8 protein-coding genes are annotated in these 14228 nt (G+C 56.1%); 6 read left to right on the top strand and 2 right to left on the bottom strand.

The window, feature by feature from the left end:
* The first annotated feature begins 233 nt into the window (after window positions 1-233).
* Window positions 234-2798, top strand: a complete 2565-nt coding sequence (locus RBB81_RS00740) for a TonB-dependent receptor (RefSeq protein ID WP_353072357.1) — start codon at window positions 234-236, stop codon at window positions 2796-2798.
* Window positions 2799-2861: 63 nt separating this feature from the next.
* On the opposite strand, the gene RBB81_RS00735 is transcribed toward RBB81_RS00740, so the two are convergent.
* Both RBB81_RS00735 and RBB81_RS00730 read right to left on the bottom strand, forming a co-directional pair.
* Window positions 2862-5501 carry an ABC transporter permease gene (locus tag RBB81_RS00735; RefSeq protein ID WP_353072356.1) on the bottom strand — a complete coding sequence of 880 codons (2640 nt, stop codon included), beginning with the start codon at window positions 5499-5501 and terminating at the stop codon, window positions 2862-2864.
* Between the two features lie 9 nt (window positions 5502-5510).
* Window positions 5511-5837: a PadR family transcriptional regulator gene (locus tag RBB81_RS00730; protein WP_353072355.1), complete on the bottom strand. Its 327-nt coding sequence runs from the start codon at window positions 5835-5837 to the stop codon at window positions 5511-5513.
* 500 nt (window positions 5838-6337) lie between these two features.
* Here RBB81_RS00730 and RBB81_RS00725 point away from each other — a divergent pair, with 500 nt between their 5' ends.
* The 5 genes from RBB81_RS00725 (at window position 6338) to RBB81_RS00705 (ending at window position 14133) form a co-directional block, all read left to right on the top strand.
* The gene (locus RBB81_RS00725) at window positions 6338-6784 is read left to right on the top strand and encodes a hypothetical protein (protein WP_353072354.1); all 447 of its coding nucleotides are present in this window, start codon (window positions 6338-6340) and stop codon (window positions 6782-6784) included.
* 104 nt (window positions 6785-6888) lie between these two features.
* On the top strand, window positions 6889-8367 hold the full coding sequence (locus tag RBB81_RS00720) for a PLP-dependent aminotransferase family protein (protein ID WP_353072353.1): 1479 nt from the start codon (window positions 6889-6891) through the stop codon (window positions 8365-8367).
* Between the two features lie 568 nt (window positions 8368-8935).
* Window positions 8936-9850, top strand: coding sequence for a sugar phosphate isomerase/epimerase family protein (locus RBB81_RS00715; protein ID WP_183791845.1), 915 nt, complete (start codon window positions 8936-8938; stop codon window positions 9848-9850).
* Window positions 9851-10158: 308 nt separating this feature from the next.
* Window positions 10159-10830, top strand: coding sequence for a TetR/AcrR family transcriptional regulator (locus RBB81_RS00710; protein WP_179585741.1), 672 nt, complete (start codon window positions 10159-10161; stop codon window positions 10828-10830).
* A 132-nt stretch (window positions 10831-10962) separates the two neighbouring features.
* On the top strand, window positions 10963-14133 hold the full coding sequence (locus RBB81_RS00705) for an efflux RND transporter permease subunit (protein ID WP_353072352.1): 3171 nt from the start codon (window positions 10963-10965) through the stop codon (window positions 14131-14133).
* The last annotated feature ends 95 nt before the right edge of the window (window positions 14134-14228 follow it).

Genomic DNA, 14228 nt, shown 5'->3' with positions numbered 1-14228 from the left:
CGGGCATCTGCCATGGGTAGAGCTTACAAAGTGGGGATTAAGTGGAGCTTAAGAGTGGCTCGATTTTGTCGCTGTTGAAATTGTCTCGCACAAGCTAGAGGCACCATTCAAATTCATGAATGAGGCCTTCCGCATGCCACGGTGACACGCTCAGGATCTCGTGCGCTGATCCACGCGAACCGATCTCATCTCCCGTTCAGCATTTCTTAAGCTTCACTCGTTAACATAAGCGCATGTCACCGCGTCACTTGTTAGCTCTTCTGTTGCTCGCTCTGTCCTGCTCTTCTTTCGCGCAGACTGTGCTGTCTGTCCGCGGCTCCATCCTCGATCCCACGGGCGCAGCCATCCCTGGCGCCACCGTTCGACTCGAAACCACTGCCGGCGTTCTCGCCTCCCAATCCGAATCCGACGCTAAGGGAAACTTCACCCTCAACAACCTCTCCCCTGGCAACTATTCGCTGATTGTCCCTACCTACTCAGGCTTCGCCGCCTACACCGCCCCGCTCCACCTCACCACCAGCATCGCCAACGTAAAGATCACCCTCTTCACCCAGTCCATCAATCAGGAGGTCAACGTCGATGACACCAACCAGTCCCTCTCCACCGACTCCTCCGCCAACAAAGACACCGTCACAGTCTCCGGCGACGACCTCCGCAAAATCCCCGTCTTCGATCAGGACATCGTCGCCACCCTCACTCCCTTCCTCGACTCCTCCGCAGGTTCCTCTGGCGGCACCACCATCATCGTCGACGGCGTCGAGATGAAGTCCGTCGGCGTCTCTGCCTCCGCCATCCAGGAGGTCCGCATCAACAACGATCCCTACTCCGCAGAGTTCACCCGCCCCGGTCGCGGTCGTATCGAGATCACCACCAAGCCCGGCTCCCCTATCTTCCACGGCGAGGCCAACTTCATCTTTCGCGACGCCATCTTCAACGCCAAAAATTACTTCTCGCCTGTTCGCCCACCGGAGACCCGCCGCATCTACGAAGGTCACATCGGCGGTCCCGTCGGACGTGACGGACACACCAGCTTCATCGCCTCCGCATCCTACCGCCAGCAGGACACCGCCTCCGTCGTCAACGCGATCGGCCCCAATGGCGTCATCAGCGAGAACGTCCTCACCCCCAACCGCAACTCGCAGTACTCCATGCGCGTCACTCACGACTTCTCTCCCAACCATCGCCTCTCCGTCGGCTACAACTACGAGGGCTCCACCAGCACGAACGCAGGAGTCGGCGGCATCACCCTCCCTGAAGCAGGCTACAACCTCAACTCCCGCGAGGACGACGCCATCTTCAACGACCGCCTCATCCTTACCCCCAATCTCATCAACCAACTCCTCGTCACCTTCGAGAAGGATGAGGACGTCACCAAATCCGTCACCGACGCCCAATCAATCCAGGTCAGCGGCTCCTTCATCGGCGGCGGCGCTCAGGCCGACATCGCACGCACCGAAAACACCATCCACGTCAACGAAATCCTCACCTGGAGCCACGGAAAGCACTACCTGCGCATCGGCGTTCAACTGCCACAGTTCAGTCGCCGTGCCGTCGACGACCACACCAATCGTCTCGGCACCGTCAAATTTGCCTCTCTCACTAACTACGCCGCAAACACGCCCTACGTCTTCACCGCGCAGCAAGGCAGCGGACGCGCCCTCTACTGGATCAATGAGTTGGGCTCCTTCGTCCAGGACCAGATCAAGCTCACCCCTCATCTCCAGGCTTCTCTCGGTCTGCGTTACGACTGGCAGACCTTCCTGCCCGACAACAATAACTTCTCCCCGCGCATCTCGCTCGCCTACGCCCCAGGCAAAGGCAAGACCATCTTCCGCACCGGCACCGGCTTCTTCTACGACCGCACCGGCGGCGACTTTCCCGCCACTGTCAAGCTCCACAACGGCGTCGTCCTCCACTCCATCCAGATCCAGAATCCTACCTTCCCTATCCCACCAAGCTTCGACTTCAACAACATCCCCACCAATCTCGCCCGTTTCGACGCCCACGTCCGCACACCCTACGCCATGCAATACAGCGTCGGCGTCGAACGCCAGATCCACAAGACCATCACCGTTACCGCAGCCTATCGCGGTCAGGTCGGAGTAAAGTCCTTCCGCTCCCGCGACGCCAACGCCCCCATCCTGCCACCCGACCCGATTCTCTCCGCCAACTACCCGCGCCCCAATCTCAACTATGGCCAGATTCAACAGATCGAATCCGGCGGTCGCAATCTACTCAACGCCCTAGACCTCTCCTTCCGCGGCCAGGCCGGACGCTGGTTCTCCGGTCAGGCCCAGTACACCTTCTCCCGCTTCGCCAACAACACCGGCGGCATCAACGCCTTCCCCCAGAATCAATACAACCCCAACAACGAGTGGGGTCGCGCCGATCAGGACCGCCGCCAGCGCTTCAATCTCATCGGCACCATCAACCCCGATCACTGGCTTTCGCTCGGCGTCATCGCCACCCTCTACACCGGCACGCCCTACACCGAGACCACCGGCAATGATGACTTTCACACCGGCCTCGGCAACGCCCGCCCCGCCGGCGTCGGACGCAACACCCTCGAGGCCGGCGGCGTCGCCTCGCTAGACCTCCTCTATGATCACGACCTCCGTCTCACCAGGGAGACAGGCGACAAAGCCAAGTTCCTCTCCGCCGGAGTCTCCGCCTTCAACGTCCTCAACCACACCAACTTCACCAGCTACATCGGCTCTCTCAACTCGTCTCTCTTCGAGCATCCCACCGCCGCCCTCGCAGGTCGTCAGCTGCAGTTCTCCATCGGCTACCGCTTCTAGCGCTTAACTCAAGACCGAGCCACGACGAAGGAAGATCGATCTCCGCTCGAGCAACTGCCCAGTTCACTCCTCACGCAGCAGTCTCATCGGATCCACCGACAGCGCACGTTGTGCTGGAATCCACGTCGCCACCAGTCCCAGCATCGCCATCGCCAGCACAACCCCAGCCAACACCAGAGGATCGCGCGGAGTCGCCTGATACACGATGAAGGCCAACACCCGGCTCGCCAGAACTCCGAAGATCAGTCCCACTGCCGACCCGCACGCCAGCAACTTGACTGCGCGTCCCAGCGCCGCCCGCAGTACCTGCATCCGCCGAGCGCCGAGCGCAACGCGAATTCCGAACTCCCGCAGCCGTTTGCTCACCGAGTAAGCCGCCATCCCAAAGATCCCCGTGATCGACAGCAGCGCACCCATCATGCCCAGCACACCCAGCGACAACGTTGCGACCCGCGACGGAAACATCACCACCGACAACATGCTGTTCCACGTATTGGTGTCGACCGGCAAACCCGCATCCAGCTCGCGCACTTTACTCCTGATGGCCCCGGCAAGCTCCTGAGTATCGCGCCGCGAACGCACCGCAATATAACCCGCACTCGACGGCGTTCGCAGGGAAGGAAGAAACATCGCCGGCTCTTGCTCTTCCGTAACGCTCAAGTACTTCCCGTCTTCCACAACCCCCACAATCTGAACCCGCGTTCCATCCTGCAGCTTGTAATACCTCCCAACCGCGCTCGTTACCGATCCAAACATCTTGCCCGCAAACTCTCTGTTCACCACCACAACGGCAGGGGCATTCATGTCGTCGTTCCATCGGAAGCTCCTCCCCGCCAACAAACTCGTTCCGGCTGCCTCGAAGTATCCGGGAGAGATGTCGTACCGGTAGGGCATCGCTGCAACATTCGATTGACTCAGCTCCGTAGTTGCATCTTTGAAGACATTAGCCCTGGTACCAGCGCCATAGATCAGTGGTGCGTAGTTATTGACCAATCCAGCGCGCTCGACGCCAGGGATCGTCTCGATCGCATCGATCATTCGTCTCTGCATAGCAGTCGCTCTGTCAACGCTATAGCCAGCCATCGCCAGGTTCGCACCGACCAGCATCGTGTTTCGATCAAAGCCTAAGTTGCTGTGCAACGTACGCACCAGTCCACGCAGCGCCACCATCGAAGAGGTGACGAGCACCGCGCAGATCGCAATCTGAACGACAAGTAACATGTCGCGAACAGTCACCTTCCGCCCAAGACGAACGTTCGATCCCGCCTTGACGATCTCATACGGATTCGCTCGAAGCACCTGCCGCACGGGAACGATGGCGAACAGCAGTCCGCTCACTACAGCCAAAGCCACAGCCACCGCGTAGACCGTCGCGTCCGGCGTCACAGGCAGATGAATCGGCGCGTCCGAAAACGGCTGCCACGTGCTCAACCGTCGCAACAGAAACGCGCTGCCCAGCAGTCCAGCAGCGCCTCCAACCAAAGAGATAATCATCGCTTCGGTGAATAGCTGCTGCAGGATGCGTCTACGACTCGAGCCAAGTGCCAGCCGCAGTGCAACCTCGCGGGAGTGGTCCGCAGCATGAGCCGCAAACAGGCTGCCCAGGTTGGCGCATGCAGCCAGCAAAATCAATCCGGAGAGCAGCATCAATCCCGCAATGAACCCCTTCGCTGGACGGCGAAACGAAGTCAGTCCCGTACGCGACAACGTAGAACTCTTATGCACCGACTCTTTAGGATAGGTCTTCTGCAAATACGCACCCACGGAGTTCATATCTGCGACAGCCTGAGCGGGAGTCACACCCGGCTTCAGATGCCCCAGGACCTCGAAGATTCCTGCGTTGTTCGCACGCGCATTCAGGTCGAAGTCAGCGGCCAGCTGCGCCTGGTTAACGATCGGCACAAAGAAGTCCGGAGAGATAAACAGCAGCGTGCCCTGAAATCCCTGCGGTGCTACACCGATGATGGTGAAAGGATGTTGGTTCAGCCGAACGACACGGCCGATCACACCACGATCATCCTGAAAACGGCTGTGCCAATACGAATAGCTGAGCACAACATAGGGCGCGCTATCCGGGCCGTGTTCATCAGAGCCATGAAAGACGCGGCCAAGATAAGGTTGAATCCTCAACACGTCGAAGTAGTTCCCACTCGTGGCAAAGCCAGTAGATACGGAGAGGTCCTTGCCCGTCTGCACCGCCACAAAGGCGAAATTAAACGCTGCCAGCCCCTCGAAGCTGTGATTGCGATCTCGCAGATCGACGTAGTTGGGATACGACTGCCATCCTGCACCGTCCCCGTACTCGCTTCCATACAGACTCTCGGCTTGTGGAACATTCAGCGGGCGCAGAATAAGTCCATTCAATATCCCGAAGACCACTGCGTTCGCGCCGATGGCAAACGCCAGGGTCAGCACCGCTGTAAGCGCGAACCCCGGAGAGCGGCGCAACTGCCGAGCCGAGTAGCGAACATCGGACCATATGCTCTCGAGGCCGAGCGCCACGTCAGCCGAGGCAACACGCTCTCTTGTCGCGGTGGGGTTGCCGAACCGGACCAGAGCGTCGCGTCGCGCCTCAACGGCGGTCATGCCTGCAGCGAGGTTGTCGTCTATCCGCAGGTCAAGGTGCGACTGAAGCTCGGCGTCGATCTCACGGTCTACGCGCGAGCGGGAGAAAAGATTCGTGATACGCCGAACCAGCGACATGGAATCACCTCATGCGTACTGCAACATCGCGCGGATGCCCTTCACCAGTTGCTCAAAGCTCTCTTCCGCATCCTGCAATTCTTTCCGCCCTGCAGCCGTCAGCTTGTAGTACTTCGCTCTGCGGTTGGTCTCGGTCAGAGTCCACTCGGAGCTGATCCATTTACTCTGCTCCATGCGGTGAAGAGCCGGATAAAGCGAACCCTCCTCAACGCGAAGCAACTCCTCGGAGGCTCTCTGGATATGCAGCACAATCCCATACCCATGCAACTCCCCTCTCTGAGAGAGTGTCTTGAGAACCAGCAGATCAAGGCTTCCCTGAAAATCGTTTCTCGCCATCCCCTACCCCTGTACTTCTCAGTATCGAGGAAGTTATACCTAGAAGTCGATGGATGTCAACTCAGATAGTCCCTCGGACGGCTCACTCACAAAGGTCTCAGCCTTCCCTTGAAAATAATTCAAAAAATCTTCGCCAAAGTTGGCGTATGAGTTATGTCCAATTCGCTACAATTAAATAAGAGATTGAAACCAAGGGCTGCCTCCGGCGAAAGCTGCGGCAGCCCTTCGCATTTAACCCATCCACAACGCACCACCAACACACCACGAAACGACCAGCAAAACACCATGGCACGCAGTCATCATCGCAAGCTCCAAAAGGAGGAACCCGCAATAACAATCCGCTAACTCAAACAAAACAAGTATTTTAGCCGTAACTCGCATGGATGCAATATTTTAGCGACACACCCTGCCGCTAAACCATTGCATCCATTTCACTTATCCCCAAAATACCCCCCTCCGGGGGAGGGGAGTACCAGCCGCACCACAAAGGAGCCAAAAAAATGGAAACCGCCATCTGCCGTCACATCAAGACCAACGGACGCCGCTGCAAATCACCCTGTCTTGGTCTCTCCGCCTTCTGCTACTTCCACTCCCGCCTCCTCCGCCGCCACAGAACTCTCGTCGAAACCGCGCCCGCCCTGCCCGCAAACGAGCCAGACATCCCCGTCTCCGCAACCGGAACTCCCCAGTATCTGCCCGAAGCCCTCCCCATCGAACTCGACCTACCGCCGCTCGAAGATGTCGAATCCATTCAGGTCTCCATCTCGGTGCTCGTGGCAGCCCTCGCCCGCAACCGCATTGATTCCAAACGAGCAGCGGTCCTCCTCTACGGTCTCCAACTCGCCTCCACCAACGCCCGCTCCGTCACCATCGAGCCCGCCGCCAGTTCCATCGTCCGCGCTCTCGTCCGCACCAAATCAGGTATGGACCTCGCAATCGACCGATAGATCCGTCCAATCGATAAAGCCAATGATTGGAGATATGGTTCGCGAGGCCAACATCCCCGGGAACAAGCGTTAAGCCCGGAACGTAAAACATATAGTCTGATGCCATGGAAGTAGCCCTCAATCTCGATCCCGTCTCGCCGATAGCCCTCTATCGCCAGATCTACGACGGCCTGCGTGGCGGGATCGTCGGAGGAAGGTTCGAAGCAGGGACCAAACTACCTGCCTCGCGCGCTCTCGCCTCATCTCTTGGCGTCTCGCGAATCACCGTCACCGAATGTTACGAGCGATTGGTCTCGGAGGGATATCTTGAAACCCGGCGTGGGTCGGGAACCTTTGTCTGTTCGTCTCTGCCGGAGACGGACATGTACGCGTCCGGGGTGACAGTCGAAATCGATCCGCAGGTCGAGAGTTATCCCCCAGTACGACTCTCCCGCTACGGCGGGATCATCGACGCCCCAATCCGGCCGCCCAATCCACCCGAGATGCTTCGCCTGGACTCTCACGGACCGGATGTAACCGCATTTCCTCGAAAGCTTTGGACTAGGCTGTGGGTTCGACGCATGCAGGAGGACCCTCCAAAACTCCTGCAATATACCCAGGAGTTCAACGGCAGTACCGAATTGCGAACAGCCGTCGCCCACTATCTGCGCATGTCCCGCGCCGTCGTCTGCGATCCAAATCAGATCATCATCACCAGCGGATCTCAGCAGGCACTTTACCTCGCCGCAAGAATCTTTCTGGATCAATCCGACTGCGTTGCGATGGAGGCCCCGGGTTATCGATTTGCAGGACGAATCTTCGACTCCCAGGGAGCCAACATCTTGCCGATTCCAGTCGACCGGAACGGTATGCAAGTCTCGCAGCTCAAAAAGCACCGCGACAAAGCTGTCAAGCTCGTCTACGTGACGCCTTCGCACCAGTATCCCCGGGGCGTCTCGCTTTCGATCGCACGTCGTATGGACTTATTGGCATGGGCAAGACAAGCAGGCGCACTCATTCTGGAGGACGACTACGATAGCGAGTATCGATACAACGAAAGGCCTCTCCCCTCCATACAGGGAATGGTGCCCGACGCTCCGGTCCTCTATGTCGGAACCTTTTCCAAACTCTTATTCCCCACATTAAGACTGGGCTATCTCGTCGTTCCCCGTGCTTTTCAGGACGTATTCACCGGCGGCAAACTGCTCTGTGATTTGCAGAGTTCTTCGATTGATCAACGCATCCTCACAGACTTTCTTACCGAGGGACATCTTGAACCCTATGTCAGAAAGATGCGGATCATCTACCGCAACCGGCGTGCCCTCCTGGTCGAATCGTTGCAAAAACACTTCGGACGCAGAGTCACGGTCTACGGAGACCATGCGGGCATGCACTTCCTGGCTGATTTCCAGATTGACCTCTCTGAAGAAGAGGCCTTCGGGCGCGCGCTTGCCGCCGGGGTTCGGTTAGAGCGCGTCTATTGGCCGGCATGTTCTGCGGTAGAGCGTGCCGGTCACGTGCAATTCGTCTTTGCATTTGCGGCTCTGAGCGAGAATCAATTGATTCTCGCAGCGGAACGCGTGGCTGGCGCGTTTCTCTCGTAACAGAACCTCGGCGCGATCCAGAGCTGTGCCGCGATTCGCCAGCGCTTTTGGCTATAGGAATATTTCGCCACGTGGCACTGGTAATCTCTCTCGCGCCTCCATAACGTCGTTGATAGACCCAGGCAGGCTCCTGACAGTTCCGGCCTCTGCAGGGCGCAGTCTCTACTTGGAGGAAGTTACTCATCACCAGTGACGATGTTCTGTTCCACAGTAACAAGAGAATCTAGGCCGGGAGATCCGCGGCTGCCGCTCTTCTCCCGTCTTTCTGTAATCTTCTTTCGCGGTCGAGACCCTCGGGGTGGGACGAGGGGTCGGTCGCTGATCTTTTGGTACCTATTCGGAAAAGAGGGATCAATCTCGGGGGCGATCATTCACCCTCCGGAGTGAGTACCTCTCCGATGTAATCGATTCGCCCGCCGTCACCCTCGCGAGTATTACCAGGAAAGTCACCTATTGATGTACTGTGGTCGTTGCTGATCGTAGCGCCACCGCAGCCGAGCCAATCTCCGGGCGGAAACGATCTAACGATTAGACCTAACCACAGTTCCTCCAGGTGAAAAGGATCCCAATGACCCATTACACGCGTCGAAACTTCCTCCAGACTGCCACCGCCGCGGCTGCCTACAGCGCCTCCCTTCTCAAGTGTGATCGATTATTGGCATCCCCCTTTGGCCTGCCTATCGGCCTCCAGCTCTACTCCGTCCGCGAGATGCTCGCGAAAGACTACGAGGGAACGCTCAGACAGCTCGCCTCGCTCGGTTATCAGGAGGTTGAGGCGGCTGGCTACTTTGACCACTCACCCGAACAAGTCAAGAGTGCGATGTCGGCGGCCGGTCTCAGATGCGTTAGCGCCCACTATCCCTACTCAAGTCTCAGTAAAGACTTCGATAAGATTGTTGCCTTCAACAAAGAGATTGGCGTGCAGTACATTATCTGCGCCTTCCCTGGCATCAAAGATCCATCACGGCTGAAAGATATGTCTTATCCCGCAATGATTCGTTCCTTCACCCTGGAGGACTATCGGTGGAACGCGGATCAGTTCAACAAGTTTGGCGAAAAGCTGAAGGCCGCCGGCATGAAATTCGGTTATCACAACCATACGATGGAGTTTGGTAAACAAGATGGTGTTGTCCCACTCGATGAAATGATTCGCCTGACCGATCCTGAACTCGTGACCTTCGAGCTGGACTGCGGATGGGTCATCGTTGGAGGTGCCAACCCGGTGGACTATCTCCAGCGCTATCCTTCTCGAATCTCCATGCTTCACGTCAAAGACTTCAAGCACACCGACAAGCCAGCATCTGTCATGGAGCCGCCTCCCGCCGCTGAATTAGGCAAGGGAACCCTGGATTATCGTCCAGTTTTTGAGGCAGCGAAAAGGGCAACCATCAAGCATTATTTTGTTGAGCAGGAGGCGTATGACATCCCGCCGCTGGATGCACTTAAGATCGACGCCGACTACATGAAAAAGCTGACCGTTTAAAATGGTTTAGCGTCGTCATATCGGATAACCAACTCCTCTTGCAAGTCCCCGAAGCCCAGATTCTTCGGGCGCTGCGGGCAGGTCGTGATGCGTAAATGGTTCTAAAATCGCCTGTTACTCAAAAATTAGCAGAACAATCTCTAAAGACAAAGTCGATCATTCGATAAATCGACTCTTAATAACTATACTGAACGTACAGTTTCAGAATCATTGCAGACTCTGACTCTAACGTTCAATTTGCGATCACGGAATATTTGATTCACTTCTGCACTTGTGTGACCTGCTTATTTTCTGTTGAGAATAGACGAATGCGAAAACAGCAAACCCTGGAATATGCGGAGGAGCCAAGAAGGCGCGGGCGGCACCGCAGTCTCGAGGCAAAGGCGGCCATTCTGAAGGCGACCCTTCAGCTGTTGGAGCGCGAGTCACTCCGCAAAGTGACATCAGACGCGATCGCAAAGCGGGCTGGTGTTAGTAAGGCCACGATCTACAAGTGGTGGCGTAACAAAAGCATGGTGGCCCTCGACGCTTATCTGGCCGGAATGACAGAACGAGTTGCAACGCCGAATACAGGTTCGGCAGAGGAAGATTTTACAGAGCAATTGAAGTCATTGACCGCTTTTTACACCTCTACGTTGGGGCGGCTTTTCTGTCAGTTTATTGCGGAAGGTCAGAGTGACCCGGGATTTCTGGCATCATTTCGAGAACGCTTCCTCTACGCCCGGAGAGATGCTGCGCGTGTCATGTGGCGGCGCGGCGTGGACCGTGGGGAGATTCGCAGCGCTGTTGACGGGGAGATTGTTCTAGACCTGATTTATGGGCCCACTATTTTTCGATTGCTCGCCGGCCACGGCTCCTTAAATGACTCAGAGTCCGAGGCCATGGTGGAAGCTGTATTCGGAGGTTTAAGGCGACTTGATTATCAGCGCCCCCCGAAGAAGGCCGGCTCTCTTGTAAAACGCCGTAATGGGCAACTTTGAGTCTTGTTCTGCCGCCGCGGCATCTTATTTCTAAACGCTTGGTTTTACATGATTCAAACGAGGCTGTTTCTACACTGACATCTCTTATGGAGCCTCCGGCGAAATAAGAAAGTATCGTCCCAAGGAGCTTTGATGTGGATCGTTCGTCTCGCGCTTAGGAGACCTTACACCTTTGTTGTTCTGTCGCTGCTCTTGTTTATCATCGGGCCCGTAGTCATGCTGCGGACGCCGGTCGATATCTTTCCGAACATTGATATCCCGGTCGTGTCCGTCGTATGGAATTATGCGGGACTGTCGCCTGAGCAACTGAGCGATCGAATTGTGCTGCCATTCGAGCGAAACCTTACTACCGTGGTAAACGACATCGATCACACTGAATCGCAGACGTTGAACGGTGTTTCTGTAGTAAAAATTTTTTTCCAACCATCGGTAAACATCTCTCAGGCGGTGGCACAGGTCACCGCAGTCTCGCAGACGGCGCTTCGCCAGTATCCGCAGGGTACGACGCCTCCGTTGGTAATCCAATACAGTGCGTCAAGTGTTCCCGTTTTGCAGCTTGGCTTGTCAGGACCTGGTCTTAGCGAACAGCAGCTCTATGATTTCGGCGCTAACTTCATCCGCACGCAGCTGGCCACCGTTCAGGGTGCTTCGACGCCATTTCCCTATGGAGGCAAGCAACGCCAGATACAGGTGGACGTCGACACGCAAAAACTGCAAGCCTATGGGCTTTCCGCTTCCGATATCGTCAACACCGTATCTACCCAGAATATTATTCTGCCGGCCGGCGACATGAAGATGGGGCACGTCGACTATCAGGTGGAAACCAACAGCGCACCAAGTTCGATTGCAGCGTTGAATAATCTGCCCATAAAGACGGTAAACGGCGCGACTATCTACATCCGTGACATAGGAAATGTCCGTGACGGATTTCCTCCGCAGACGAACATCGTTCGTGTAGATGGGCAGCGCGCTTCGTTGATGACAATTCAAAAGACGGGCAACGCTTCGACCTTGCAAATTATCTCGGACGTGCGAGCCCAAATCCCCCTCATCGCAGCCCAGTTGCCTCCAGCGCTGAAAATGCAGCCCATTGCCGATCAATCGGTCTTCGTTCGAGGAGCAATTAGCGGGGTGGTTCGCGAAGCGATCATCGCTGCATGTCTTACAGCCGCGATGATCTTGCTGTTTCTCGGCAGTTGGCGTTCCACCATTATTATCGCGGTCTCCATCCCCTTGTCGGTCATCTGTTCTCTGTTGATGTTGGCCGCGCTCGGCGAAACGATCAATATCATGACGCTCGGCGGGTTAGCGTTGGCGGTCGGTATTCTTGTAGACGACGCAACCGTCGAGATCGAAAATATCAATCGAAATCTTGAGGAGGGCAAGGAAGTCGAACAGGCAATTCTCGACGGTGCCGCTCAGATTGCAGTCCCAGCTTTTGTCTCGACAATTTCAATCTGCATCGTCTTCGTCCCCATGTTTTTACTCGGAGGGGTCGCGCGATACCTCTTCGTCCCTCTGGCCGAGGCGGTTGTCTTTGCAATGCTCGCGTCGTACTTCCTGTCGCGAACTATTGTCCCGACGATGGCAAAGTACCTTTTGAAGCCGCATCAAGAGGGACAATCAACGCATGTCAGCCGCAATCCGTTGGTTCGCTTCCAACTCACCTTTGAGAAGTACTTCGAAAAACTGCGCAATTGGTACCACGGTCTGTTGAGCTTCTGCCTGGAATATCGAGTCATATTCCTTCTGTCGATCGGAGCTTTCTGGGTGGCCTCTCTGGTGCTTCTGTATCCATGGCTGGGACAGGACTTTTTCCCCTCGGTGGATGGAGGACAGTTCAAGTTACATGTTCGTGCACACACCGGAACGCGAATCGAAGACACAGCGAGACTGTGCGACCAGATCGAAGATGTAATCCGCAAGGAGATCCCTGCCAAAGAGTTGGCCTCTGTTATCGACAACATCGGTATCCCGTACTCCGGCCTGAATCTCTCTTACTCAAACTCCGCTCCCGTCGGTACCGCAGACGCAGACATTCTTGTCTCGCTCGACGAGAAGCATCACCCAACAGCCGAGTACACACATGAACTGCGCGACAAGCTTACCCAGCAGTTTCCAGGTACTGAGTTCTACTATCTGCCGACGGACATGGTCAGCCAAATTCTAAACTTCGGTCTGCCGGCACAAGTTGACATTCAGGTTGTTGGACAGCAAGTCGCGCAAAATCGCGTAGTGGCCGAACAGATGATGCAGCAGATCAGTCACATCCCTGGGACAACGGACCTGCGAATTCAACAGCCGTTCAATCTTCCAATATGGACGATCGACGTCGACCGCACTCGCGCGCAACAGGTGGGTTACAGCCAGCGTGACGTGGCAGTCAGTGTGCTCACCAGCCTTAGCGGCAGCTTCCAGACTAATCCGACGTTCTATCTCAATCCGCAAAATCACGTCAGTTACAACATCGCAGTGCAGACCCCGCAGTACAACGTTCAAAGTCTTCAGCAGCTTGAAAACTTTCCGATTGCGACAAATGGATCGACGCAGCAACCTCAAATTCTTGGAAATCTAGCCTCGATTCGAAGAGGGGCCGAACAAGGAACGGTAAGCCACTACAACGCCCGTCCCGTAATCGATATCTATGGTTCGGTTGAAGGGACAGATCTCGCAAGCGTTTCGACCAGAATTGAACAGATGGTCAAAGACAGCAAAAGCAAGCTACCTCGTGGTACCGAGATCTATGTCCGTGGGCAGATTCAGACGATGCACACCTCTTTCACGGGGTTGGTCTATGGACTCTTGTTTTCGATCGTGCTGGTCTACGCGCTGATCGTGGTGAACTTCCAGAGCTGGCTCGACCCATTCATCATCATTGCTGCGTTACCCGGAGCTCTAGCCGGAATCGTGTGGCTACTGTTTCTAACCGGCACGCACATCAGCGTCCCTGCATTGACTGGCGCCATCATGTGCGTGGGTGTGGCGACGGCGAACTCGATTCTCGTAGTCAGCTTCGCGAAGGAGCAGATGGACCTGGGCATGAGCGCTCTGGACGCCGCCCTCTCAGCCGGTTTCACGCGGTTCCGCCCAGTCATTATGACGGCCCTTGCAATGATCATCGGTATGGTTCCAATGGCCCTCGGACTGGGCGACGGTGGCGAACAGAACGCGCCGCTAGGCCGCGCAGTCATTGGTGGACTCTTACTAGCCACCTTTGGAACGCTAACCTTCGTTCCGGTCTTCTTTTCGTTTATGCATCGAAATGATCCCCCTCCCGTACCACAAGAAGCGGAGGAAGAGTAATGAGTATTTTAGGATCATTTAACCTATGGAACGTCGCGCCCGCAGCGCATTTGGAGAGATGGCAATGAACCCCGAAGAGCAGAGGACATCAGAAG

Origin of the sequence: Tunturibacter gelidoferens (assembly GCF_040358255.1) — a bacterium.
GTDB lineage: Bacteria > Acidobacteriota > Terriglobia > Terriglobales > Acidobacteriaceae > Edaphobacter > Edaphobacter gelidiferens.
Note: the sequence above shows the minus strand (reverse complement) of the source record. Positions and strands in the feature narration are given on the sequence as shown.